This window comes from Chryseobacterium sp. Bi04, assembly GCF_918698085.1.
GTDB lineage: Bacteria > Bacteroidota > Bacteroidia > Flavobacteriales > Weeksellaceae > Chryseobacterium.
On record NZ_CAKKLP010000005.1, the window covers coordinates 121,934 to 146,468 of the forward strand.

Genomic DNA, 24,535 nt, shown 5'->3' on the forward strand with positions numbered 1-24,535 from the left:
TATTATTACAAAGAACGTAAATATAGGCAAAATACCAGCTAGTCTATTTCGAAACCATGTTGTTCAGCAAAAGATTTCCACTTCTGAAATTTCTTTTCATTTTTAAATGTCGGATCTTCACCATAGAAGTACACCAGGCGTTGGGTAGCGTATTCGTAGGCGCTGTAAGCATTAGCTTGCTCGTAGTACTTAATGGCTTTCTTCAAATCTGATTTTACTCCCATACCATGTTCGTAGATAATGCCGTAATAGATCCTTGAATAAGTCTGTTCATAATCTTTCTTCAGGTAAACCAGAAGATTTTTATAATCTCTTAACTGATAATAGATTTCTGAAATTTTATCATAATTGTAGTAGTATTTTTTCTCGGCCTTTTGATAAAAATCCAGTGCTTTATCATAATCCTGTATTACATGCTCTCCGAAATAATACAGATCCCCTAAATTGGCAAGCGCCATTCCATCGCCAAGCTCAGCTCCTTTCTCGTAGGCCCGAATTGCTTTTTTGATATTAAAAGAATACCCTGTCCCGTTGTGATACAAAGCACCTATATTGTTCCAGGCAACAGGATGATTTTGTTGTGCTGCTTTTTCATAATACACAATGCCTTTTTGTGGGTCAAACAATGATTCAATATCAGGATCGGTGAGTAATATACCCATTTCTACCCAACTATCGATATCATCTTTTTGAGCAGACAGTTCAAACAGGCGCAACGCCTCATGGTAATCTCGATTCTCCTTTGCGTCAAAAGCCATCTTTTTAATGGTTTCAACATCCATGAACTGCTCAGAGTTATTGCCTGCCTGGTTTTTCCAACGATTATAAAAAGACGTAAAATAGTCTAAATCTTTTCCCCTAAATGAATACCGGTCCAGATAAATAGATCCATACTCGGCAATCTCTACCGGATGAATGCTTTTATCTTCATTCATTCTCAACATATTTTCACCCTGATAAAGAAACAGCAAGCCTTCATCGGCTCTATAATTCAAAGGATTAGAAATATAGTCGTATGATTCGGCTGACAATCCATTTTGGAAATCAAACAGTCGGTAGCCTTCTTTCTTTTGAGCTGATAAAAACCCATGATCCAGATAATGGATCTTTTTAATTTCGGAATGAGGAGTAATTAACCAACTCTCATTAACTGCATCAAAAAGTCCCAATCCGTTTTGGACTTCCAGGGTAAACACATTGCTTTTATATCCGATACTTGATTCTGCCTTTACTTTGGTAATATGTTCATTATCTAACAGAAACTGATGTTTTAAGGTATTATAAATCTTCCAGTTTTTGTCTTTGCGAATCGCCAGTGTTTCAAAATTATCTATTAAAATCAGTTGATCCGCTTCGTCTATTATAAGATTGCCTTTTTCATCTATCAACCTTCCTTTTTTGTCGAATTTATTCGGTTTGATCCAGAAACAGGTACCGGCATTTAGGATACTATCTTCTACAAAATCACCCAGATAATTTCCTTCTTTCGTATAATATCTGCGCTTACTGGTTCCTTTTTGTCTGGTAAAAAACAATTCCGGAAAGTAATCATATTCATAAGGGGTTTCACTGTCAATGGGAAGAAGAAGTCTGCTTTCATCGTCATAAACTCCAAATTTCCCATCTTTTTCTACCCCTAAAAATCCATAAGCCACTCTTTCGATTGTGTCATAATCAGCAGGAACAAGCCATGTGTTTGAATACACTTTTAAAATGCCAGATTTTCCATTCACTTTTACTTCACCCAAGGGTTCCTGCGCAAAATCGAACACATCGAACGCTTGTTCATACATTGGAGGAACCAGTTCTTTCCCATCACTCTGCAGGTAACCGAACAAAGTGTCTTTTTGAATCACCGATATACCGTAATTATAGTCTGCTTCAAAAATTTCATCATATATGGCCGGAGCTAAAATAGCGCTTTTTGCGTCCTTAAGACCAAATTTTCCATCTTCTTCAAATACAGAAGATGCTACTTTCTTATAAGCAAGCTCCTCAAAATAGCCCAATCCGTAATTGATCCAGTCGGTTTGTAAAATATCGAGAAATGAGGTGTAACCGTATTGCGAAAACAAAGAATCTAATAATGAAAGATTCTGAGTTTCTACTGCTTTTTTATACAGCTTATTTTTCTGCTGAATCTCCACCAGCCATTCCTTTGCCTGTACTTTATGCTTTTCTTCGTTCATATTGAAAACATCTGTTGCATTCAGTACGAAGGAATCATACGGCAATGCTTCCAGGAACTCAAACATTGTATTGACAGGTTCGTAATAAGCTTTTTTGTAGTGTAATTGGTAGCTATCAGCCAGTAAATTGAAGAAGTAGCGCAGGTGAATAATTCCCTGTTCTTTATTAGAGAAAAACTCAACGCCTTCCACTTTAATATCTTCTGCCAACAGAGGATACAGCAATAATGGAATTTCATAGTTCCACTCGCCTAAATGGGTATCGAAAGATTGATTCGTTTTCTGATCGTAATTGTATAGATAAATACGGTGTGCCATTAGTTAAAATTAGTAAATCGTAAATTTTTGAAATATTCCAGTTTGCAGGGATTTAATAATGAGTTTCGGATTAAGTATACTCCAAACAGATTACTGCCTTTTTAAGTTCTTTGTCATAAAACAGATACAATTGATCTGCTGCTGTATTTTGAAAATCATAGCCTTCGACGCACCCGATATAATCCATCAATGTATGATTATTTTTATAAGGTTTGTCTGTCAGGTTATCTCCTCCGAAGTGAGTTTCTTCTAAAGGCAGAGAATCGGTATTCAGCTCATCAAAAACACCATACATTTTCTTTTGCAAACGTTCCTCAGCATATTTTGAGTAATCATCTTTCTCCAGATCTTCAACCGTAAGCTTCCGTAAACGCTCTAAACGGCGAATATCTTCTACCATTAAACCTGGTCGATAACAGTCTTTATCATAAAGCTTATTGTATTTTTGGTAATATTCTCTTTTCAATTGATACATGGCTTCATTCATATTGTATTCAATCTCTAAATCTGAATAATTGTTTCCATAATCTTCCGGAGAGATCTCGGTATGTGCTGAAAAATAGTTCCAGTCTGCATCAAATTTGTATTTACCGTCAATAACATCAAAGCCAAACATATCAGCTTTGGTAAATTGTGTGTGATATTCCGGCTTATCTTCCCCGACACAGCCGTCATAAATTTCCTTTACAGAAACAATATGCAGCCACTGATCTTCTAATGGATCAACAAGTTTCAAATTAATTGAACAAATAGGAAGGAAATACTTTTTATGATTTTCAATATCATCATAAAATACGTCTTCGTAAGCGGGGAATATTCTTATTAAATCAGTCATATTATTTTCTTTTTAATTTTAGCTGTTTTCCTTCTTTTAAAAGGTTAAAAGACATGACTTTGGGTGGTTTGAATGTTTGTGTAGGTGCGTTACAGAATTCAGATCTTGTAATACTATCGACTTCCATTTTTATCTGGTTGGCTTCCGTAAAATAATATCTGCCATGTATCTCTGTGAAGCAATCGTTTCCACATTGCCAGGCATCATAACTTTTGAACTTTTCTTCATCCAAAAAGGTTACACCATGAAAATTGAAGATCAATGCAGTATCTCTTGGAGACATAGAATAGATTTTTCCACCATCCGGAATAATAAGTCCTCCTTCATTCACAATCCACTCCTTATTTTTCAGATAATTCCGGAAAATTGTTTTTTTTCTTTCCGGATCTTTGCAACTTAAGGTCATTACCAAAATGATACTCAAAAATGAGAAAACAAAAGTATTTTTCATTGTAGCTTAGTTTATAATTGCTTATTCAGCTTTCTCCAAACCCATATTATTGTTTTCAGACATTTAAATTTTAGCAAAAAAATTAAGCGTTTGTTGGGCTATAAGCTTGGGATTCGTATCTGATATCTCATTGATCCTATCCTCGTACAATTCTATTTTTATTAATTTGACATCATCTGGTATTTTGCAGGCCTCATCTTTGGTATAGTTATATCCTTGTACATTAGCATTTTCTTTGCCCGGCTTTTTTTTAATCTCTACGTAATACCTCAGTGTCATGTAATTTCCATTTTGCTCTCCTTTTTCAAAACGAATTTTTCTTATCTGATGAATGGAACGTCCACTGGAACTGATATTTCCCTGTATACGAAATTTGAGTAATTCAGCATTTTTAGAAAGCATAAATACCATAGGAGTCAGTCGCTCTGTAACTTCCGTCCGAGTTGTAAAAGTATGTGTTGAATCTGTTCCAGGAATTTCTCTGCTAACTTTTTTGGGCTCAGTATAAATGGCAGAAATTTTCAATTTTTGCGCATCAGTTTTACAGCCGGATAATGTTAAAAATGAAGTTAAAATTATAAGGTATTTCACCGCTTTACTTTTAAAAATATTTGAGTTAAAAGTAACAAAAGATACCATATGAAAACATCCCTGAAAATGGTGGTTTTTTTGTGATAATTAGAATTTCACTTCAGCAACATTACCGTCATAAATCTATAGCATGACTATTTCTATTGTTGCACCTAAATTTTCTAATTCCCGGACACTTGCTTGTATCCATTTGTAAGGACCCTCGTGGTATAAAATTCGGTTTTGTTTGCTCATTTGAAGAGCTTCAATCCCTGATAATTTATAGACTTCTTTTAATAAAGAAACAATTTTCATTTTATTGGGACCAATATCAATGATGTACACTTCTGCTTCGCGCCAATCGGATTCATAATTTTTTTGGCTCTGTTCTTCTTCTGTTCTATCTGGCATGTCTAAGACATTTTGGTACACTTCATCCCAAAACTCGTTACCTGAAATTGTTAATTCTTTTAGAAAAGAACCAAGATAGTTTCTATCAAATCTATTTTCGAAAATCTTGTTCAGTATTTCTTGAAATTCGCTGATACTATCTGTAACTTTTATAGGGGTCCATTTTCCCGCACCATGAAAGGCAAAATATACAGGGAAATTCTCCTGTGCATCATTAAAATCAATAAAAAAAGGATCTGCAAAATAGTTGCTGGCAATCACTAACCAACTTTCCTTGAAGTCTCCAGCCTTTTCTCCTATTAATTTTTCACTTACAACAGAACTAAAAGCATATCCCTCTTGAAACGCCAGAATATCTTTTACTTCCGGATAGTTTTCCGGCAAACATAAATTCTCAACTGAATACGTTTGATTCCAAAAATTCAGGAGCAATGGAAATTGACTGACTTTTTGTATTAGTTTATTATTTTCTCTTTCAAATGATGCTTTTTGTTCTGTTGTTACTTCAGACATTCTATCATCTTCTTTACCAAAAGGAAATTTTTGCTGCATCCAATGCAATAAATCACGATCCAATATTTTGAACTCTTTTTCCTGTAGTGCTCCATATGATGTAAGGTATACTTTTGTATCCTCATCATTCTTAGAAATTACAGCTACCCGGCCACCTGAGTCGTCAGCTACCGGAATATAATCAGGCAAATATGTTTCGAAATCATGAGTAGTAAAACGCTCATTAACAGCTTCTTTATCTTGAAAAACATGTACTATATCATACACTATTTCAGAATCAAATTTCTTCTGAAATGTTTTTATAAAGCGGTGCCAGTGGTTAGGTATTTTCATAGGTATTCTAGTTCATTCCGTTTTTGGCATCTTTCAATATCTTTTCGGCCTTCAGTCTTATCATTTTGGGCAATAATTTAAAGTTCGCATCCTTTTCTTCACGATACAGGTCTTCCTCCTGAAACGGAATCCAACCGGTAATTTTTGCTTTTGAAAATGTTTTTTCTCCAATATTGGTGTACACAATCACTTTCAAGGGTTTGGCATCCAATCCGTCTGATTCTTCAAAATAAGTAAGATAAAACTCAGGAAAGCCATCATGATCTGCATCGCCAATTTCACAGAAGTTAATCAGGTATTTAGGTTGTGCCAACCCCTGTGCAAAGTCTTTAAAGGCGATCTGTGGAATGAGCCCACCGTGATCTTCGAGAAAAATACCTGCGTGTAAATCCTTAGGATTTTCGGTTAGATAAGAGGGTTTTTCAGCTTTGCTTTCATTCAGATACCAAACATAACTTCCATAGTTTGGAACAAAGGATTTTACGATCATGACGGGATTTCCCGTTAACGGATTTCCAAGTTCTTCAATAATCTCGTTGTATTTTTTATCTGAAGAAAAATATACTCCTGTTCTTATTTGTGCAAAAGATAGTACACTTACAATACAAGCGGCAACAGGCAATAGCTTTCTAAAAATCATAATTTTACTATTTTCAATGTATTATTTAATTCTCTTTATATTCTTTTCCGGAATAAATATCAATATAGTAATATATATTTTCTTCTGAACTAAGTTTAACACTTACCAACCCATCCGAATTAATGGATGTATAGGCTTTTGAACCCATACTTTTTTTATCTTTACTGTCATAAAGAGTGTACAAACCGTCTTTCTCTTTTTGAAGTGCATAGATCTGTTTTTCTGTATCCAACACCGAGATATCATGGTAATCAGGCTTTATCTCCCAAGTCTTTGTTTTACTATCCCACAAGCCCATGGTTCTCAATTGTTTTTCATTTTCAATCCGGATAAGATATGCATCATTCATGCCCTGATAAGAATTTATTTTTCCAAATTTCCAGTTTTTGTCAATGAACTGGGTGGGTAAGATCATTTTTCTATCGGGCCAAACCAGGTTTCCAACCTGGTCCAAAACCTTAAAATTATAGGTATCAATAGAATCTGTAACATTTCCTTTGGTATCGATATACAGCCAATCAAACGCCCAAATATCATGATCATAATTAAAAACACCCAACAGAAAATAAGGTGAATTAGTAATAGAATACACCAAAGAAACTTTTTTAATAAAATCAATTTGCGAAGCTGTTGCCTTTGTAATTTCTTTCGGAAATACCTTTTCATACTGTGGAAAAGGGTAAACATCATTGGTTTTGCTGTCTGTTAAAAGCTTAGGAACTTCCGGTTCATAGCGTTCTTTATTTACATCCTTCAGGAGTATAGTTTCCTTACCAAATTGAAGTGAAAGTGTTTCAGTTCCTTTCAAACCGCTGTGACTTGCTTCTTTCTGGTTCAGTTCATACATTGAAAAATTTGCATTTGAAGATTTGAGAAATCGTTTGTTCTCTAACAGCTCAGCAATATTATTTTCAATTGTATGTAAACGGTTTTTTTTGATTTCATAAAGGCTTCCATTCCAAAAAACGTGGTTTTGATCTACAGAAACAAAATTCAGATAATAATTATCCTCCAAATATGGAATGTCCTCATGAAGTAAGACCTGTTTGCTTTCTAAAACTCCAATCTCGATTTTATGATACGTTTGCTCTTTCTTGATGCCGCCTCCTAAGATATTCCAATCCCATTTCCAGGCAGGCATTTTCTTTTCATATTCAATGTCTTTTTTATACAGTGTAAGTCCGTTTACTACATTTAAATTAATATTTTCAGCGGAGAAGTCCAGCACTGTCTTTCCATTTTCGTCTATGACTGCATATTCATTTTTTTCATTTCCGACAACGGCAAAACCAGTGGGAGTATATACTGATGCACTTCGGAATTTTTGATTAGTGACCGGTTTCAAACTTACTTTATCTACATATACAAAATCATTCTGCTTCGTTAAGAACGGAACACTATTTATGATCTTCTTCTTTGAAGAAATTAATGGAGAATTATCTTTTTTTTCTTGTGTACAAGCCATCACTGAAGCCAACATACAAAAGATACTGAATACTATTATTTTCATACTTCAAAATTCTATTCTTCTTAATGGGTCAATATTAAAGAGAAGTAAAGAATAACACAATCCCGATTATCAGCTATATTTTAATAATGCATTCCCTTACTTTTATATTTAATTAAAATATTATCCTAGATCAATATATTATGGATGTTTTCCATATAAATTTGTGAATATTAAAAATAAAATACATTATTAATCATAAAAATAAACAATGAACACACTTACTTTAAAAGACGGAACAGAAATCTATTACAAAGATTGGGGAAAAGGACAGCCTGTATTTTTTCATCACGGATGGCCCCTTTCCAGTGATGACTGGGATGCTCAAATGTTTTTCTTCTTAGAACAGGGCTATAGAGTGATTGCCCACGACAGAAGAGGCCACGGAAGATCAGCGCAAACCCCTTATGGGCATGATATGGATACGTATGCTTCTGATGTATCGGAAATTGTTACCGCTTTAGATTTAAAAGATGTCATCCATGTAGGGCATTCTACTGGAGGTGGTGAAGTAATCCGATATGTGGCAAAGCATGGTAACGGAAGAGTCGCAAAAGCTGTTTTAATAAGTGCAGTGACCCCGATCATGGTTCAGAATGAGAATAATCCGAATGGAGTTCCTATTTCTGTTTTTGATGATATCCGTAATAATACAGCTAAACACAGACAGCAGTTCTTTATTGATCTTACTTTCCCTTTCTATGGGTATAACAGAGAAGGAGCCAAGATTTCTGAAGGCATTCAAAGAAACTGGTGGCGACAAGGGATGAGTGGCTCTATCAAAGCACACTATGACTGCGTTAAAGCATTCTCTGAAACCGACTTTACTGAGGATCTTAAAAGTGTAGACGTTCCTGTTCTGGTAATGCATGGTGAAGATGACCAGATTGTACCGTTTGAAACCACAGGAAAAGTAGCCGCTACCCTGCTTAAAAATGGAAAATTAATTTCTTATCCTGGCTTTCCTCATGGGATGCCTACTACCGAAGCTGAAACAATCAATAAAGACTTACTAGCATTTTTTCAGTCATAATCTGAGCTAATGATATTGGGAGAAACTATGAAAATGTAGATTTCCAACCGAGCATATCATAAGAAGACCGTTCCATGAGAGGCGGTCTTCTTATTTACTGCGATAAAATCACAGATTATAAAGCTTGAATTGATTTTTTTTGTATCTTTGCACCCAATTATTCCTAATGTCCTTAGGGGTAACCAAAACAGATATTGATAACAAAAACAATAAAAAAGCAAGACAATGCCAAAATTAAAAACGAAATCAGGTGCTAAGAAACGTTTTGCTCTTACCGGTTCTGGTAAGATCAAAAGAAAGAATGCTTACAAAAGCCATATCTTAACTAAGAAAGAAACTAAGCAGAAGAGAAATCTTACTACTACTTCTTACGTAGCTAAAGTGGACGAAAAAAGCGTTCTACGTCAATTAGCAATTAAGTAGTTTTTATAAATCTATATTCGGTTTATAAGAATTCAAACAAATTCATCATTTTAACCCTGAAACGGTGCTAATAAAGAGCAACATTTGTTGCCGCCCTTTTCAAAAAAAACAATTTAAATTATGCCAAGATCAGTAAATGCGGTAGCTTCAAGAGCTCGCAGAAAGAAAATTTTTAAGCAAGCTAAAGGTTTTTTCGGTAGAAGAAAGAACGTTTGGACTGTAGCTAAAAACGCGGTAGAAAAAGCAATGCAATATGCTTACCGTGGTAGAAAAGAGAAGAAGAGAAATTTCAGAGCACTTTGGATCACTCGTATTAACGCGGGAGCTAGAGAGCACGGAATGTCTTACTCTCAATTTATGGGAGCTCTTAAAAAGAACAACATTGAGCTTAACAGAAAAGTTTTAGCAGATTTAGCAATGAATCACCCTGAAGCTTTCAAAGCTGTTGTAGATCAATTAAAATAATGTAGAATACTATTTTTGTTATCAATATAAGATCCCGGGTTCTCCCGGGATTTTTTATTTCATTACGGATATAAACTTTTGTATGGGTTTTAAAATGATATGAATACAACCAATACTCCAAAATAAATAACGAATAACCAACAAAAACAAAACAAACAACACAGATCAACAATGCTGGATGATAATTAATTAGTATATTAGCAATCAAAAAATAATTTGATTGAAGAAATGAAAAAAATCGCCGTTTTTTTATTTACATCTGTAGCGCTGCAAAATATTGCTGCTCAAAATCTTATCCAGGCTTATAAAGACAGAGCCGATATGGTTACTCAGGCCAATATCAGTAACAACCTTCAGGAGTTTTCCAATCTTGGAGTAAAGACCACTGGTTCAACCGCTAATACCGATGCTTTAAACTGGCTGAAAAACAAATATCTTTCTTATGGATATTCTCCAAGCCAGATGGTTGAGGATCCTTTCAGCTTTGGAAGTACAAATTCTAAAAACCTGGTGATCACCAAAACGGGTACGGTATATCCGGATAAATACGTTATCATCTGCGGGCATTATGATACCATTGTAGGACCGGGTGTCAGTGATAATGGCAGCGGGACTTCCATTCTTTTAGAAGCAGCCAGAATATTAAAAGATATTCCTACCGAATATTCTATCAAATTCATTCATTTTTCCGGTGAAGAACAGGGACTGATAGGAAGTAACCATTATGTAAATAATGTAGCTTATCAGGGAGGTATACAAAAACTGGATATAAAACTGGTTTTTAATATTGACCAGGTAGGAGGCCAGATAGGAAATTTAAATAACAAGATTACCTGCGAAAGAGATACAGGTGGACTATCCAGTAATAATGCTGCTTCTAATACGGCAACACAGGAACTTGCGGTATGTACCGGCCTCTACTCTCCTCTTCAGACCTCTATCTCTTATACATACGGTTCAGATTATGTTCCTTTTGAAGCAAAAGGCTATACTATTACCGGATTTTATGAGTATACCGAAAGCAACAATGAGCACAGTACGGATGATAATCTGACCAATATAGATCCTGTGTATGTTTTCAATGTAGGGAAAGCTGCTGTAGGTGCGTTACAGCATTTCGCTGTTGCCAGTACCAGCAATAACAATAACTTACAGGTGAATGAAGCGCCTGCTAAGGATCCGTTACAAAATATCAGAGTATATCCTAATCCCGCTAAGGATATGATCACAGTAGAAACAGAAAAGATGAAACAGTTTAGCATTGAGATCAATGATATGACCGGGCATCTGGTCTTGAGTTCTGAAAATCAGAATAAAATAGATACTTCCGCTCTTCCAAATGGTGTTTATACCCTTACCATAAAAACAAGCGCAGGTAATCTGACCAGAAAGATAATCATTGAAAAATAAGTCATATCAAACAGGATATACTTTGAAAAAATACTACATCTTACTACATAATATATCAGAAAATGAAAAAAATCGCTATTTTTTTGTTTACATCAATCATTGTTCAAAATCTGGGAGCGCAAAGTTTTATTCAGTCATATAAAGGCCGTGCTGATGCTGTTTCCCAAACCAATATCATTAATAACCTTCAGGATTTTGCCAGTTATGGAATAAAAACAACAGGTTCACAAGCCAATACAGATGCTCTGAATTGGTTAAAAAGTAAATATACTTCTTATGGATATACTGCCAGCCAGATAGCAGAAGATCCTTTTACTTTTGTAGGCGGAAATTCAAAAAACTTGGTGATCACCAAAACCGGAACCGTTTATCCAAACAAATATGTCATTATCTGCGGACATTTCGATACCATCAATGGTCCCGGGGTCAATGATAACGGCAGTGGTACTTCCATTATCCTGGAGGCTGCCAGAATATTGAAAGATGTTCCTACAGACTATTCTATCAAGTTCATTCATTTTTCAGGAGAAGAACAAGGGCTTGTAGGAAGCTATCATTATGCAGATAATGTTGCATATCAGGGAAGTGCCCGTATGCTGGATATTAAAGTAGTCTTTAATCTTGACCAGGTAGGTGGCGTGATGGGAAATAATAACAATATTGTTTATTGTGATGAGGATCAAGGGGGTGACCCTGCCAATAATGCGGCATCTGCTGTAGTCACTCAGGAACTCAGAAACTGTACCGCTCTTTATTCTCCACTTCAAACCGCTGTAGATCCTGCTGAAGATACAGATTATATCCCTTTTGAGCAAAAAGGATATATTATTACCGGCTTTTTTGAAAGAATAAGAAGTAGTTATCCACATACTTCCAGCGATACATTTAACAATACAGATCCTGTATATATTTATAATATCGGAAAAGCTGCCGTGGGAGCATTACAACATTTTGCTGTTGCCAGTACTCTATTGGGAACCAAGGAAAATGTTTCAAAAAATCCACTGGAAGCTATAAAAATATATCCTAATCCTGTAAAAGATATCATCAATATTGATCTTCCTGATTCTAAGATAAAAAATTTCAGCTTTGAAATCACTGATTTTCCCGGACGTTCTGTTTTAAAAACGACCAACGAAACAAAAATTAATGTTGCAAACCTGGAAAATGGCGCTTATCTTGGAATTTTAAAAACTGCTGATCAAACTGTGGTAAGAAAAATTATGATCATGAGATAAAATTTCACTCATATTCTAACAAAATACAAGCTTTTAGCATATAAAGCCCTTTGAAATCGTTCAAAGGGTTTTTATTATTCTTATTTTTTGAGTTAAACATGAAATTTTACAAAGTACCATACAGGAACATGATAAGTTCAGCATAATAAAACTGTATAAAATTTATGATATTTTTAAATTATTAAACACATCGTTGTGATTTATTTGCTACATTCGTATTTACAAACCATTATATATAATATGAAAAAAATCACAACATTTTTATTGACTTCATTGGTCATACAGAGTATCGGAGCCCAATCTTTTATTCAGGCTTATAAAAACAGAGCTGATATGGTTACCCAGGCCAATATTACTTCCAATCTTCAGGAATTCGGTAATTTAGGAATAAAGACCACCGGCTCACAGGCAAACAACAATACGCTGACCTGGATTAAAAACAAGTATACCTCTTACGGATATTCTGCCAGCCAAATTGTGGAAAGCTCCTTTACGTATGGATCAGCGAGTTCAAAGAATCTGATCATTACCAAAACAGGAACTCTTTATCCCAACAAATATGTCATTATCTGCGGACATTATGATACCATTAATGGTCCGGGTGTTAATGATAACGGCAGTGGTACTTCCATTATCCTGGAAGCTGCCAGAATATTGAAAGACGTTCCTACAGAATACTCTATTAAATTTATTCACTTTTCAGGGGAAGAACAAGGTTTGGTAGGCAGCAGCCATTATGTGAATAATGTGGTATATCAGGGAGGTGTCCGCAAATTGGATATCAAACTTGTCTTTAACCTTGACCAGGTAGGTGGTGTAAAAGGAAATAATAACAATACGGTGTATTGCGATGAGGATCAGGGTGGAGTTTCCTCCAACAATGCAGCTTCTGCCGCTGTAACCCAGCAGCTTAGAAATTGTACAGCACTCTATTCGCCCCTTCAAACCGCTGTTGACCCGGCTGAAGCCACTGATTACATTCCTTTTGAACGAAAAGGAGAAGTGATTACCGGATTTTTTGAAAAAATAAGAAGTACCTATCCACATAGCAGTAAAGATACTTTTGCAAACGTAGACCCGGTTTATGTTTATAATATTGGAAAAGCTACTGTAGGCGCCTTACAACATTTTGCTACAGCTTCAGTAGCTTCAGCCAATAAGCAGGCTCCAACCAACACTCTGGAAGATGTAAAGATATACCCTAATCCGGCTAATGACATTTTACACGTTGAGCTCCCATCACCAACCACTAATTTCAGCTTTGAAATGACCAATCTGGTAGGAAGGTCATTACTTAAAACAAATAACGAAACCAAAATCAATGTTTCTACACTTCAAAAAGGAATGTATATCGGCATTTTAAAAGTAGGTGATCAAACCCTTGTCAAAAATATATTGATAGACAGGTAATTTAATCTTATGTCTAATATAAAAAGCAAAGCCAACTTATGAAAGTTGGCTTTTGTTATGATGGTTATTTTCTTGTGCTACCATTATTTCACGATCTAGCAGAGCATTTTTATTAAACTGATAATAATTTATTCTTCATTAAAGCATTAAAAATAGCGCCAATAATAAACATCGGTACTAAAATTCCTATAGTAGAATATTTAACAATATTCACAATCTCGTTTGTACTTAGATTCAAATTATTTAGTTTCATATTTTATTTACTATTTATTCTCTTTTACATCATTTATTTTCTCGTAGAAGTAGTTTTGTACTGCTGTGATATATTTTCCAGAAAGCGAATACTTTTGAGCAATACCAAGCAATACTACATCATTACATAATGAAGTAAAATTTTCGCTAATACTTTAATTTGTATGTTTAGTCTTTCAAATCAACATACAAACATCGAACCTGTTTAAACTTTTTATTTTAACCCCAAATCGAAGATTCGACGTAGTCAAAAGCCACAAAGTTTCTTGGACACTTTAATAAAGCTGTAAAAAATAAGCTTACTAAAGCTCATATAAGTTTTAAAAAAATCAAAGATTTTTTGCTTACGTGTACTTTTTATTTTCAATCGGTTTAAACTTAAAATAAACTAAAGTGTTTATAGCGTTTCACTAAGCTTTTGTTACTAAATTTTTAATTAGTTTAAACAAGCTTATCATAAAAAAACCTTTGAAAAATTTCAAAGGTTTCATCGGTTTCTGTTTTGGAGAACATCTTCTATTTCTTCCAAAGTAAATCCTTTGGCTTTCAGTAAAATTAAGAAGTGATAGATTAAGTCGGCAGCTTCATTTTTAAAAAGCTCTGCATTATTATCTTTAGCTTCAATTACCAGCTCTACCGCTTCCTCACCTACTTTTTGAGCCACTTTATTAATTCCCCTCTGGTATAGTGAATAGGTATAAGATTCTTCTGAGCGGCTGTCAATCCTTTGGGATATCTTTTCTTCAAGCTCATATAGAAATCCTTTGGGATCCTTATTTCCAAAACAACTGAAGCTTCCGGTATGGCAGACCACATTCCGCGGGATCACTTTTATTAAAATAGTATCCTGATCACAGTCTAGGCTGATATCTTTTACTGTTAAAAAATTACCGGACTCTTCGCCTTTTGTCCAGAGCCTGTTTTTGGAACGGCTAAAGAAGGTAACAACGCCCTCTTTTTTTGTTTTTTCAAGGGCTTCTTCATTCATATACCCCAGCATTAAAACCTGAAGTGTTATATGGTCCTGGATAACAACTGGAATAAGCCCATTGCTTTTATCAAACTTAATTTTCATCTTACGTTAATTTTTTTAGATTTTAATAATTCTTTCAAGTCCATAATTCCGATTTCATTAAAATGAAAAACACTGGCTGCCAAGGCTCCTGTAGCCCTTGTTTCATTAAAGACTTTAAGAAAATCATCAGCATTTCCAGCTCCTCCCGAGGCAATGACCGGAATACCCACATTTTCAGAAACCAGTTTTGTAATCCGGAGATCAAAACCGTTTTTTGTTCCATCACCATCCATAGAGGTTAAAAGGATTTCCCCAGCTCCCAAAGATTCTGCTTCTTTCGCCCAGTCCAGCGTCATCCACTCTGTTTTTTCGCGCCCTCCTTTTATATGCACCCAATCAACATTTCCTGCTAACCGGGTATCAATTGCTACCACAACACATTGACTGCCGAATTCTTTAGCCAGCGTAGAGATGAGTTGTGGATTTTTAACTGCGGAAGAATTGATGCTGATCTTATCCGCACCTGCTTCCAGGAGCTTCCTGACATCCGCCACAGAAGAAATTCCACCTCCTACGGTAAAAGGGATACTCAGTTCGTTACCTATCTTTTTTACCAGTTCTACAAATGTTTTCCTTTCTTCAATGGTGGCCGTAATATCCAGAAAAACAAGTTCATCAGCTCCTTCCTGTTCATATTTTACAGCCAGCTCTACAGGATCTCCGGCATTGCGAAGTCCTTCAAAGTTCACCCCTTTCACCGTTGAACCCTCTTTAATATCCAAACATGGAATAATTCTTTTTTTAAGCATTTTCAATAAAGTTCTGAAGTTGTTGTAAGCTTATTTTCCCCTCGTAAATGGCTTTTCCGATAATAGTCCCGGAACATCCGATATCTTTCATTTTATAGACGTCTTTGATGCCCGAAATGCCACCGCTTGCCGTAAGCTGTATCGCTGTTTTATATAAAATTTCGATATACAGTCCTGTAGAAGGACCTTCCAGCATGCCGTCCTTGGCAATATCGGTACATATGGCATTCTGAATTCCCTTGTTCTGATATTGAAGAATAAAATCAATAATATCTTTATCACTTTCTTCCTGCCATCCGGAGGTTTTAATCTTCCTGTTGTCACAGTCTGCACCCAGGATGATTTTCTCAGTACCATATTTTTCAATCATTCCAAAACAGAATTCAGGATCCTGAACGGCAATGCTTCCTAATGTAATCTGCTGTGCTCCGGAACTGAATGCGGTTTCAATATCCTCCTTAGTCTTCAACCCTCCTCCAAAATCAATATGAAGGGAGGTTGCTCCGGCAATGTCTTCCAACACTTTCTGATTGACAATATGCTTTGATTTTGCCCCGTCAAGATCTACCAGGTGAAGAAACCTGATCCCAAAACTTTCAAACTCTTTGGCAACTTCCACAGGGTTTTCGTTGTATATCTTTTTTGTACTGTAATCTCCTTTTGACAGACGTACACATTTTCCTTCAATAATATCAATGGCTGGAATAATTTTCATGGTTATAGCTTAATAAAGTTAATTAATATTTGATTTCCTATTCCACCGGATTTTTCCGGGTGAAACTGTACGGCATAGAAATTATCCTTTTGCAAAGACGAACTGAACGGCAGGATATAATCACACACTGAAGTCGTAAAGTCAGACAGCTCACAATAATAGCTGTGGACAAAATAAACATCATCATTCCTTTCAATACCTAAAAAAAGAGATGATGCCTGGTCTGAAACCGTATTCCAGCCCATATGAGGAACTAAATCTGCGGGGGGAAACCGTTTTACATTCACATTAAAAATTCCCATCCCCCGAATATCTCCTTCTTCATTATCTCCACACATCAGCTGCATTCCCAGACAAATTCCCAAAACAGGCTGCTTAAGGCTTGGAATAAGTATATCAAGCCCTTTCTCCTTAAGCAGTTTCATAGTAGAAGAAGCTTCACCTACCCCCGGAAAAATAACTTTATCCGCTTTTACAATCTGCTCCGGATCATCTGTAATTACAGAATCTACCTTCAGCCTGTTCAGTGCATTTTGAACTGAGCTTACATTGCCTCCGTTATATTTTATTATGGCTATCATGATTATAAACTTCCTTTTGTAGAAGGTAAATTATAGCTGGTATCAGATTGGTTTACGGCCATTTTAACGGCCTTTGCAAATGCTTTGAAAACAGATTCTATTTTGTGGTGCTCATTGGTTCCTTCCGCTTTGATATTCAGATTTGATTTTGAAGCGTCTGTAAAAGATTTAAAAAAGTGCGAGAACATTTCTGTTGGTACATCGCCAATTTTCTCTCTTTTAAATTCTGCATCCCATACCAGCCAGGATCTTCCTCCAAAATCTATAGCCACTTGCGCAAGGCAATCATCCATAGGCAGTAAAAATCCATATCTTTCAATTCCTTTTTTCTTACCTAAAGCTTTTATAACGGCTTCTCCCAATACAATTCCGGTGTCTTCTATCGTATGGTGTTCGTCCACCTTAAGATCTCCGTCTACTTTTATGGTAAGATCTATATTTCCGTGTCTGGCAATCTGCTCCAGCATGTGATCGAAAAAGTGTAATCCTGTAGAAATTTCGGAGTTTCCGCTTCCATCCAAATTGATTTCAATTTCAATTTCTGTTTCATTTGTTTTTCTGGATACTTTGGCTCTTCTCATTCCCTGCTTTAAAAACTGATAGATCTCTGCCCACTGTGTAGTAGTAAGCGCAGATTCATTATTAAAGTCATTATTAAGATAAATCGCCTTACATCCCAAATTTAAAGCCAGTTGCACATCACTACTTCTATCACCAATTACATATGAATTTTCCAGATCATAATTTCCGTAGATATATTTTCCAAGCAGTCCAACACCCGGTTTCCGGGTAGGCAGGTTCTCATGCTCAAAGCTTTTGTCTATTATAATATCACTAAAAAAAATCCCTTCGTTTTCGAAAGCTCTCACCATTTTTTCATGAGGTTTTATAAAATCTTCGAAAGGAAAACTTTCTGTTCCCAGCCCATCCTGATTGGTTACCATCACCAGTTCATAATCCAGTTCATTGGCTATTTTGGAAAGGTTCTGAAACACTCCAGGGTAAAATTCAAGTTTCTCCAAAGAATCCACCTGAAAGTCTGTGGGAGGTTCAATAATCAGTGTTCCGTCGCGGTCTATAAAAAGCACTTTTTTCATAATTGAATATTTTTTAAAACGGTAATCAGCATTTCATTTTCTTTACGGTTTCCGATGTTGATTCTGATACATCCGGGAATTGCAGGATCTCTTTTACTCGTTAGAATTTCATTTTCCAGCATTCTGTCATAAACGCCGTCTACATTTTTCAGTTCAATCAAAAAGAAATTGGCATCCGTAGGAAAGACTTTTGAGATACAAGCCACCTCTTTAAACTGTTCTTTAAGCCATATTCTTTCTTTTAAAATATTGTTTACGTTTTCTGTGAGTCTGTCTTCATTACCAATCGTTTCCAAAATCAGCTGCTGGCTTAAAGAGTTCACATTATAAGGTGCTTTTACCGTATTAATAAGGCTAGTAATTTCTTCAGAAGCATAGGCCATTCCTACTCTTGCTCCTGCCGTACCCCAGGCTTTAGAAAAGGTCTGCAAAACAATCAGATTAGGATACTGATCAAGGAGTTCCACGCTTGATCTGTTTTTAGAAAATTCAATATAGGCTTCATCCACTACCACAATTCCGTCAAAATTCTGAATATAAAACTCAATATCTTCTATACTGTTTCCTGTCGGATTATTGGGTGAGCACAGAAAGAATATTTTGATGGGCTGTTCCTGTATAATTTTTAAAAAATCATCTTTTACAATTTCAAAATTTTCATCCAGATCCAACTTCAATACTTTATTTTCATTGATCGCTGCATAGAAACCATACATGGCAAAAGAAGGGTTCATCATGAGTATCGAATCTTTTTTAGGTTCGCAAAAAACTTTAATAATCAAATCAATAAGCTCATCGCTCCCATTTCCAACAGCAATCTGTGAAGGAGATACTTTTTTAAGACCCGCCAATTTATTTTTAAGTTTTTTCTGTGTAGAATCCGGGTAACGGTTAAATTCTCCAAACGGGCTTTCATTGGCATCCAGCAGCACAGGGCTGCTAAATTCATTATGATCCCTGAAACTGATGTAAGGCTGTAGCTTTAAAATATTATCCCGTACTAAAGTAGTTATATTCATATTTTTCATTTTATCGTTTTAATCTTATTGATACTGCATTTTTGTGGGCAAAGAGTCCCTCTGCTTCTGCCATGAGTTCTATTGTTTTCCCTAAATTCTGAAGTCCTTCTTCAGATAGATGCTGGAATGTTATTTTTTTAACAAAACTATCCAGAGAAACCCCGCTGTAGTTCCTTGCATATGCGTTTGTCGGCAACGTGTGATTGGTTCCGCTGGCGTAATCTCCTGCACTCTCACAAGAGTAATTTCCTAAGAAAACCGACCCTGCATTCTGGACCATTGGAATATATTTTTTGAAATCCTTTATTGCTAAAATAAGGTGTTCCGGGGCATAGAGATTGCTGAACTCAATGGCTTCATCTAAAGAATTGACCAGAATAAAACAACTGTTTTCCAATGCCCTTCCCGCCATTTCATTTCTTGGTAATTTTTTGATTTGATGATCAATGGCCTCAATGGTCTCATTGAAAACTTTAAGGTCGGTAGCTACGAAAATCACCTGACTGTCACTGCCGTGCTCAGCCTGTGAAAGCAGGTCTGCAGCACAGAAATCCGGCACAGCTTGCTCATCCGCAATTACAAGAACCTCACTTGGCCCTGCAGGCATATCAATGGCTGCCCCATACCGTTGGGCATATTCTTTGGCAGCGACCACAAACTGATTTCCAGGTCCGAAAATTTTATACACCTTTGGAATACTCTTCGTTCCTAACGTCATGGCAGCAATAGCCTGAGCTCCTCCGGTTTTAAAAACTTTGGATATTCCGCACAGTTTTGCCGTATAAAGAATTGCAGGATTTACATTTCCGTTTTTATCCGGTGGTGTGCAGAGGATAACTTCCTTACATCCAGCCAGATTAGCAGGTATAGCAAGCATTAAAACCGTGGAGAATAAAGGAGCTGTTCCTCCCGGAATATAAATCCCTATTTTTTCAACTGCGCGATTTTCTCTCCAGCAAACAACTCCTTTTGTTGTTTCAATCTTTTGAACTTCCTGCTTCTGCGATTCGTGGAACTGAAAGATATTTTCTTTTGCCTGCTGAATAGCTTTCTTCAACTCACTGTTAACCAGCTTTTCAGCTTCTTCAATTTCCGGTTCTGAAACAATGACACCATCAGTTTCTGCCTGATCAAATTTTTTATTAAATGCAAGAAGTGCCTGATCTCCATTTTTTTCAACTTCCTCAAATATTTCAGCAATAAGCCCTGAAATTTCTGCTCTTTCAAAAACGGGACGCTGTACTAAATCTGCCCATATATTTTTCTTAGGATATCTGTATATTTTCATAGGTATGTGTTTTAAATGACCATTTTATCGATTGGAATAATAAGTATGTCCTGGGCTCCGTTTTCTTTCAGCTCGTCAATAACATCCCAAAATCTTTCTTCATCAATCACAGAATGAATACTGCTCCATCCTTCTTCTGCCAGAGGGATTACCGTAGGGCTTTTAAGAACAGGCAGAACACCTGCTACTTTTCCGATTTTTTCATTAGGAACATTCATCAGGATATACTTTGATTTCTTTGCCTTTAAAACAGCCTTGATTCTGAATAAAAGCTTTTCGAGAATAGCTTCTTTATCCTGCGACAGTTGAGGGGTTTGGGCAAGCACTGCTTCCGATTTGAGAAGGCTGACGGTTTCTCTTAATCCGTTCTTAAACAAAGTACTTCCAGAACTTACTATGTCACAGATCCCATCTGCCAGACCAATGTTAGGTGCAATTTCTACAGAACCCGAAATGATGTGTATATCTGAAGTAATTCCTTTTTTTTCTAAGAAAGTCTTTAGGGTATTGGGATAGGAGGTTGCTATTTTTCGTCCTTGAAAATAAGAGAGTTCATCGGTTTCCACCTCTTTGGGAACAGCAAGGGAAACCCTGCACTTGGAAAAGCCAAGCTGCTGGATGATCCGGATGTCTTTTCCTTTTTCTATCAAAAGATTTTCACCTACGATAGCGATATCCACTACCCCGTCTTCAAGATACTGAGGAATGTCTGAATTTCGCAGGTACATGATTTCCATCGGAAAATTATCTACCGAAACTTTAAGCTGGTCTTTACCGTTGTTGACAAATATTCCGCAGTCTTTGAGAAGCTGTAAAGATTCTTCGTAGAGCCGGCCGCTTTTCTGGATTGCAATTTTTATTTTACTCATTTCGTCTTTTTTGAGTCCGAGTAAATAAAAACTGATTGATTGGAATTTCTGAGGTGAATTCAGGAAACAAAAAAACCGTCTATTTACTCAGACGGTTTTTATTATTTTTGATTTTAGCATACACATATATCAATCAATTCCGCCTAACAGAGATGATGATAATAATGATGTAATGCTAAAAAAATGGGTTTCATTGTATTGAATTGTGGTACAAATGTAGGGCTTATTTTTAAAATGCAAAGTTTTTTCAGATAATTTTTTGATAAAAATTCATCAGCTTCTCAGCAATAGGTTGGTCATTAAACTTCTGAACAAACTCGAAACTCCTTTCTGCACGGCGTTTCCTTTCGGATTCATTTTCCCACAAAAATTTTATTTTAGCTCCAATGTCGAGAGCATTATTGGGATCAATATATACAGAATCACTTCCTCCCGCTTCAGGTAAGCAGCTCGTATTGCTGGTCACCGTCACTGTTTTGGAGAAAAGGGCTTCTATCACTGGGATTCCAAAGCCTTCAAAGAAACTTGGGTATACAAAAATATCGGCCATTTTATAGATCACAGCCAATTCGTCCATAGAAATACCTTCCAGAAACAGGACTTGTTTTTCCATGTTGTTCTTTTTCAGGAAGCGTTCTATCTTTTGGTAATATTTGGTCTTTCTTCCCACTACTACCAGAGGAATATCTGTTCCGTGGATTCCTTTTACAATATTCAGAAGGTTTTTTCGCTCCTCTATTGTTCCCACATTCAGAACAAATCTTTCAGGAAGTTTAATTTTTTCTTTTACCTTCTGCATAAATTCCTCAGACTGCTGCTTTTTAAAAGCTTTATGACAGCCCTGGTAAATCACCTCGATTTTAGTCTCCGGAACTTTTAAATAGTGGATAATATCTCTTTTGGTCTGTTCTGAAATCGCAATAATCTTATCGGCTGCTTCAGCTGCTTTTTTAAATTTCCAGAAGTGAATTTTCCTGTCAAAAAAAGAATAATACTGAGGATACCTCATAAAGATCAGATCATGGATCGTAACCACTTTTGTGATCGGTGTTTTATCCCATTTCAAGGGCAATTCACCGGATAGGCCATGGAAAATATCAGCTCCCTGTTTCTGGGCATCTTTCCCCATTTTCAGCTGCCTTGAAAGACTTCCTTTTGAGGTTTCTATAAACCGCACATCCGGACGATCCAGAATATCTTTTCCCCGCTCGGAGGTGTTTTTATTAAGCAATATATACTGATTATCAGGATAATATTGAGAAAGCATTCTTACAAGGTCTCTGGAATAATTACCCAAACCGGACGTATTGTGAAAAAAACGTTTTGCGTCAAAGGCAATTTTCATAGGGATCTGTTTATTTTTTTTATAAAACCACAGGCAATTGTTACTTTCGCCTGGGTTTGTTTATGATGAAACTTCGCTGATGCTAATATCATCTTTGTATCTGTTTTTGAAACTCCTGAAAGGTACCAAACTGATGGCCTTTTTCTTTAAGCCAGCCCACGAATGAATCAAACCTTTCTACCATATCTTTTCCTGAGTTTTTCACTGTAAATCCCGGCAGTTTGAATGCTTCCTCTTTAATTTCTGCAAATTCCCACGGATGAAAATAAACATTCAGATATTTGTCTTTTTTCAAGGTATCTGAAGCCAGCTTTTTATAAAACGGCAAAGGAAAATTATGAAAACTCAGCCAGAATAAAGGAATTCTGAAGTTAGGTGATACTGAAGCTGGAATTTGGGTTACATTCCCCTCTTTGAAGTAGGTCCTTAATACCTTTAAATTATTATATCTTCCCGGAAGAAAAGTAGGATTAACAGATGAATTGTAAGAATATCCGGCTTTTTCAACAGCTTTTTCGTCTACGGGCATCATCCTTGGCATTCTTAATCCCGTTACTTCTGTTGAGAATAATTCCTGTAGTTTTTCCCTTGATTCTTTCAGGTGTTTTTCTTCAAATTCAGAATGAAACCATGTGTGAGAAGCCAGCTCATGGCCCTCGTTCAATAATCTTTCAATAAGGTTTTTGCTGTTCTCAGCAAAAACCACAGTAGAAAAGAAAGTAGCTTTTGCCTGGTGTTTTTTAAGGATATCCAATATCCTTTCCAGTCCTGTCTGCGAAATTGAAATCTGCTTTTCAAAAGGAATTTCACCCTTATACTCTAATGGCATATCAAATTCTTCGATATCAAAACTCAATAATACCATTCTAAAAATTTTTGTTTTTAATAATATAATTAGGCCTGTCTTTCACCTGTTTAAATATTTTACCTAAGTAAATTCCCATAATTCCCATAATGATCAATTGCAGTCCTCCAAAAAAGACGATCGTCATAATCAAGGATGCCCAACCTGAAATTTCCGTTTTTGCCACAAATGAATGAATGACGTAAGTTCCGTATCCCACAATGGAAAGTGCTGAAAATAAAAAGCCTAAATAAGCCGCTATATACAGTGGTTTTACGCTAAAAGCTGTAATCCCTGTAAATGCAAAAGTGAGCATTTTTTTAAAATTGTAACTACTTTCTCCAGAGAGTCTGGTATCTGCTTTAAAATCAATTCCGGCCTGTTTGAAGCCCATCCAGCTGGTGAGACCTCTGAGGAATAAATCGTCTTCGGTAAAGGTACGCATTACTTCAACAGCATTGGCATCCATTAACCTGAAATCTGAACCGCCTCCTTTTGTTAAATTAACATCGGATAAGCCGGATAATATTTTATAGAAAAAGTCTGACGTTTTTCTTTTAAAAAAAGATATTTCTTTGGGATATGTTCTTACAGTAAATACAATATCATAGCCTTCTTCCCATTTTTTAATCAGTTCGGGAATCAGTTCGGGTGGGTGCTGAAGATCGCCATCCATTGAAATAACGGCATTTCCATTGGCATTATCCATCCCGGCCTTTACAGCGGGCTGATGGCCGAAATTTCTCGAAAATTCAATATATTTCACTTCTTCAAACTTCTGAGACAGTTCTTCCAGTCGCTGCTGGGTATTGTCTCTACTCCCATCATTAACGAAAATAACTTCATAATGATAGTTTTTCAGCCCGGAAAAAACATCCCTGATTCTTTCATGGACTAAGGCAACATTACCTTCTTCATTATGGGCAGGAATGACAATTGAGATTTTCTTCATGAG

General features: G+C 36.1%; 24 protein-coding genes. 6 read left to right on the forward strand and 18 right to left on the reverse strand.

Going from position 1 to position 24,535, the window contains the following annotated elements:
* Nucleotides 1–38: 38 nt before the first annotated feature.
* The 7 genes from LQV47_RS10135 to LQV47_RS10165 form a co-directional block, all read right to left on the reverse strand.
* The gene (locus LQV47_RS10135; protein ID WP_230036481.1) at nt 39–2,507 is read right to left on the reverse strand and encodes a tetratricopeptide repeat protein; all 2,469 of its coding nucleotides are present in this window, start codon (nt 2,505–2,507) and stop codon (nt 39–41) included.
* Between the two features lie 70 nt (nt 2,508–2,577).
* Nucleotides 2,578–3,342: a hypothetical protein gene (locus LQV47_RS10140; protein ID WP_230036484.1), complete on the reverse strand. Its 765-nt coding sequence runs from the start codon at nt 3,340–3,342 to the stop codon at nt 2,578–2,580.
* 1 nt (nt 3,343) lies between these two features.
* Nucleotides 3,344–3,793, reverse strand: coding sequence for a hypothetical protein (locus tag LQV47_RS10145; protein WP_230036486.1), 450 nt, complete (start codon nt 3,791–3,793; stop codon nt 3,344–3,346).
* A gap of 63 nt (nt 3,794–3,856) precedes the next feature.
* Nucleotides 3,857–4,432 carry a hypothetical protein gene (locus LQV47_RS10150; protein ID WP_230036488.1) on the reverse strand — a complete coding sequence of 192 codons (576 nt, stop codon included), beginning with the start codon at nt 4,430–4,432 and terminating at the stop codon, nt 3,857–3,859.
* Nucleotides 4,433–4,507: 75 nt separating this feature from the next.
* On the reverse strand, nt 4,508–5,620 hold the full coding sequence (locus LQV47_RS10155) for an SMI1/KNR4 family protein (RefSeq protein WP_230036490.1): 1,113 nt from the start codon (nt 5,618–5,620) through the stop codon (nt 4,508–4,510).
* A gap of 7 nt (nt 5,621–5,627) precedes the next feature.
* Nucleotides 5,628–6,260, reverse strand: a complete 633-nt coding sequence (locus LQV47_RS10160; protein ID WP_230036492.1) for a hypothetical protein — start codon at nt 6,258–6,260, stop codon at nt 5,628–5,630.
* Between the two features lie 25 nt (nt 6,261–6,285).
* On the reverse strand, nt 6,286–7,770 hold the full coding sequence (locus tag LQV47_RS10165) for a hypothetical protein (RefSeq protein ID WP_230036494.1): 1,485 nt from the start codon (nt 7,768–7,770) through the stop codon (nt 6,286–6,288).
* 208 nt (nt 7,771–7,978) lie between these two features.
* Here LQV47_RS10165 and LQV47_RS10170 point away from each other — a divergent pair, with 208 nt between their 5' ends.
* From LQV47_RS10170 to LQV47_RS10195, 6 genes are all read left to right on the forward strand, one after another.
* Nucleotides 7,979–8,800 carry an alpha/beta hydrolase gene (locus LQV47_RS10170; protein WP_230036496.1) on the forward strand — a complete coding sequence of 274 codons (822 nt, stop codon included), beginning with the start codon at nt 7,979–7,981 and terminating at the stop codon, nt 8,798–8,800.
* Nucleotides 8,801–9,025: 225 nt separating this feature from the next.
* The gene (gene rpmI, locus LQV47_RS10175; protein ID WP_230036498.1) at nt 9,026–9,223 is read left to right on the forward strand and encodes a 50S ribosomal protein L35; all 198 of its coding nucleotides are present in this window, start codon (nt 9,026–9,028) and stop codon (nt 9,221–9,223) included.
* Nucleotides 9,224–9,343: 120 nt separating this feature from the next.
* A complete protein-coding gene (rplT, locus tag LQV47_RS10180) occupies nt 9,344–9,688 on the forward strand; it encodes a 50S ribosomal protein L20 (RefSeq protein WP_230036500.1) in 345 nt (114 codons plus the stop codon).
* A 228-nt stretch (nt 9,689–9,916) separates the two neighbouring features.
* Complete coding sequence (locus LQV47_RS10185) at nt 9,917–11,098, forward strand: M28 family peptidase (RefSeq protein WP_230036502.1); 1,182 nt, start codon at nt 9,917–9,919, stop codon at nt 11,096–11,098.
* Nucleotides 11,099–11,160: 62 nt separating this feature from the next.
* Complete coding sequence (locus LQV47_RS10190) at nt 11,161–12,336, forward strand: M28 family peptidase (protein WP_230036504.1); 1,176 nt, start codon at nt 11,161–11,163, stop codon at nt 12,334–12,336.
* A gap of 240 nt (nt 12,337–12,576) precedes the next feature.
* Nucleotides 12,577–13,746, forward strand: a complete 1,170-nt coding sequence (locus LQV47_RS10195; protein WP_230036506.1) for a M28 family peptidase — start codon at nt 12,577–12,579, stop codon at nt 13,744–13,746.
* Between the two features lie 739 nt (nt 13,747–14,485).
* Here LQV47_RS10195 and hisIE read toward each other — a convergent pair.
* From hisIE to LQV47_RS10250, 11 genes are all read right to left on the reverse strand, one after another.
* On the reverse strand, nt 14,486–15,073 hold the full coding sequence (gene hisIE / locus LQV47_RS10200; protein ID WP_230036508.1) for a bifunctional phosphoribosyl-AMP cyclohydrolase/phosphoribosyl-ATP diphosphatase HisIE: 588 nt from the start codon (nt 15,071–15,073) through the stop codon (nt 14,486–14,488).
* Nucleotides 15,070–15,822, reverse strand: coding sequence for an imidazole glycerol phosphate synthase subunit HisF (hisF, locus tag LQV47_RS10205; RefSeq protein WP_230036510.1), 753 nt, complete (start codon nt 15,820–15,822; stop codon nt 15,070–15,072). The genes hisIE and hisF overlap by 4 nt, the downstream gene beginning before the upstream one ends.
* Nucleotides 15,815–16,537: a 1-(5-phosphoribosyl)-5-[(5-phosphoribosylamino)methylideneamino]imidazole-4-carboxamide isomerase gene (gene hisA / locus LQV47_RS10210; RefSeq protein ID WP_230036512.1), complete on the reverse strand. Its 723-nt coding sequence runs from the start codon at nt 16,535–16,537 to the stop codon at nt 15,815–15,817. Before hisA ends, hisF begins: the two co-directional genes overlap by 8 nt.
* A 2-nt stretch (nt 16,538–16,539) precedes the next feature.
* Nucleotides 16,540–17,118, reverse strand: a complete 579-nt coding sequence (hisH, locus tag LQV47_RS10215; RefSeq protein ID WP_230036514.1) for an imidazole glycerol phosphate synthase subunit HisH — start codon at nt 17,116–17,118, stop codon at nt 16,540–16,542.
* A 2-nt stretch (nt 17,119–17,120) separates the two neighbouring features.
* Nucleotides 17,121–18,215: a bifunctional histidinol-phosphatase/imidazoleglycerol-phosphate dehydratase HisB gene (gene hisB, locus LQV47_RS10220; RefSeq protein ID WP_230036517.1), complete on the reverse strand. Its 1,095-nt coding sequence runs from the start codon at nt 18,213–18,215 to the stop codon at nt 17,121–17,123.
* Nucleotides 18,212–19,243, reverse strand: a complete 1,032-nt coding sequence (gene hisC / locus LQV47_RS10225; protein WP_230036519.1) for a histidinol-phosphate transaminase — start codon at nt 19,241–19,243, stop codon at nt 18,212–18,214. Before hisC ends, hisB begins: the two co-directional genes overlap by 4 nt.
* Before the next feature lies 1 nt (nt 19,244).
* Complete coding sequence (gene hisD / locus LQV47_RS10230; RefSeq protein ID WP_230036521.1) at nt 19,245–20,522, reverse strand: histidinol dehydrogenase; 1,278 nt, start codon at nt 20,520–20,522, stop codon at nt 19,245–19,247.
* A gap of 11 nt (nt 20,523–20,533) precedes the next feature.
* Nucleotides 20,534–21,391, reverse strand: coding sequence for an ATP phosphoribosyltransferase (gene hisG, locus LQV47_RS10235; RefSeq protein WP_230036523.1), 858 nt, complete (start codon nt 21,389–21,391; stop codon nt 20,534–20,536).
* A 247-nt stretch (nt 21,392–21,638) separates the two neighbouring features.
* The gene (locus tag LQV47_RS10240; RefSeq protein ID WP_230036525.1) at nt 21,639–22,736 is read right to left on the reverse strand and encodes a glycosyltransferase family 1 protein; all 1,098 of its coding nucleotides are present in this window, start codon (nt 22,734–22,736) and stop codon (nt 21,639–21,641) included.
* A gap of 88 nt (nt 22,737–22,824) precedes the next feature.
* A complete protein-coding gene (locus tag LQV47_RS10245) occupies nt 22,825–23,601 on the reverse strand; it encodes a polysaccharide deacetylase family protein (protein ID WP_230036527.1) in 777 nt (258 codons plus the stop codon).
* A 1-nt stretch (nt 23,602) separates the two neighbouring features.
* Nucleotides 23,603–24,532 (reverse strand): glycosyltransferase family 2 protein, encoded by a 930-nt coding sequence (locus tag LQV47_RS10250; RefSeq protein ID WP_230036529.1) that lies wholly within the window; start codon nt 24,530–24,532, stop codon nt 23,603–23,605.
* Between the last annotated feature and the right edge of the window lie 3 nt (nt 24,533–24,535).

Excerpts from the sequence above, each read along its gene's own strand:
- LQV47_RS10185 (WP_230036502.1), top strand. The coding sequence starts at position 9,917 with ATGAAAAAAATCGCCGTTTTTTTATTTACATCTGTAGCGCTGCAAAAT.
- LQV47_RS10170 (WP_230036496.1), top strand. The coding sequence starts at position 7,979 with ATGAACACACTTACTTTAAAAGACGGAACAGAAATCTATTACAAAGAT.
- hisD (WP_230036521.1), bottom strand. The coding sequence starts at position 20,522 with ATGAAAATATACAGATATCCTAAGAAAAATATATGGGCAGATTTAGTA.
- LQV47_RS10150 (WP_230036488.1), bottom strand. The coding sequence starts at position 4,432 with ATGGTATCTTTTGTTACTTTTAACTCAAATATTTTTAAAAGTAAAGCG.
- rplT (WP_230036500.1), top strand. The coding sequence starts at position 9,344 with ATGCCAAGATCAGTAAATGCGGTAGCTTCAAGAGCTCGCAGAAAGAAA.
- hisG (WP_230036523.1), bottom strand. The coding sequence starts at position 21,391 with ATGAGTAAAATAAAAATTGCAATCCAGAAAAGCGGCCGGCTCTACGAA.
- LQV47_RS10240 (WP_230036525.1), bottom strand. The coding sequence starts at position 22,736 with ATGAAAATTGCCTTTGACGCAAAACGTTTTTTTCACAATACGTCCGGT.
- LQV47_RS10155 (WP_230036490.1), bottom strand. The coding sequence starts at position 5,620 with ATGAAAATACCTAACCACTGGCACCGCTTTATAAAAACATTTCAGAAG.
- LQV47_RS10135 (WP_230036481.1), bottom strand. The coding sequence starts at position 2,507 with ATGGCACACCGTATTTATCTATACAATTACGATCAGAAAACGAATCAA.
- LQV47_RS10140 (WP_230036484.1), bottom strand. The coding sequence starts at position 3,342 with ATGACTGATTTAATAAGAATATTCCCCGCTTACGAAGACGTATTTTAT.
- LQV47_RS10245 (WP_230036527.1), bottom strand. The coding sequence starts at position 23,601 with ATGGTATTATTGAGTTTTGATATCGAAGAATTTGATATGCCATTAGAG.
- hisF (WP_230036510.1), bottom strand. The coding sequence starts at position 15,822 with ATGCTTAAAAAAAGAATTATTCCATGTTTGGATATTAAAGAGGGTTCA.
- LQV47_RS10160 (WP_230036492.1), bottom strand. The coding sequence starts at position 6,260 with ATGATTTTTAGAAAGCTATTGCCTGTTGCCGCTTGTATTGTAAGTGTA.
- hisC (WP_230036519.1), bottom strand. The coding sequence starts at position 19,243 with ATGAAAAATATGAATATAACTACTTTAGTACGGGATAATATTTTAAAG.
- LQV47_RS10145 (WP_230036486.1), bottom strand. The coding sequence starts at position 3,793 with ATGAAAAATACTTTTGTTTTCTCATTTTTGAGTATCATTTTGGTAATG.
- hisH (WP_230036514.1), bottom strand. The coding sequence starts at position 17,118 with ATGATAGCCATAATAAAATATAACGGAGGCAATGTAAGCTCAGTTCAA.
- rpmI (WP_230036498.1), top strand. The coding sequence starts at position 9,026 with ATGCCAAAATTAAAAACGAAATCAGGTGCTAAGAAACGTTTTGCTCTT.
- LQV47_RS10250 (WP_230036529.1), bottom strand. The coding sequence starts at position 24,532 with ATGAAGAAAATCTCAATTGTCATTCCTGCCCATAATGAAGAAGGTAAT.
- hisB (WP_230036517.1), bottom strand. The coding sequence starts at position 18,215 with ATGAAAAAAGTGCTTTTTATAGACCGCGACGGAACACTGATTATTGAA.
- LQV47_RS10190 (WP_230036504.1), top strand. The coding sequence starts at position 11,161 with ATGAAAAAAATCGCTATTTTTTTGTTTACATCAATCATTGTTCAAAAT.
- LQV47_RS10165 (WP_230036494.1), bottom strand. The coding sequence starts at position 7,770 with ATGAAAATAATAGTATTCAGTATCTTTTGTATGTTGGCTTCAGTGATG.
- LQV47_RS10195 (WP_230036506.1), top strand. The coding sequence starts at position 12,577 with ATGAAAAAAATCACAACATTTTTATTGACTTCATTGGTCATACAGAGT.
- hisIE (WP_230036508.1), bottom strand. The coding sequence starts at position 15,073 with ATGAAAATTAAGTTTGATAAAAGCAATGGGCTTATTCCAGTTGTTATC.
- hisA (WP_230036512.1), bottom strand. The coding sequence starts at position 16,537 with ATGAAAATTATTCCAGCCATTGATATTATTGAAGGAAAATGTGTACGT.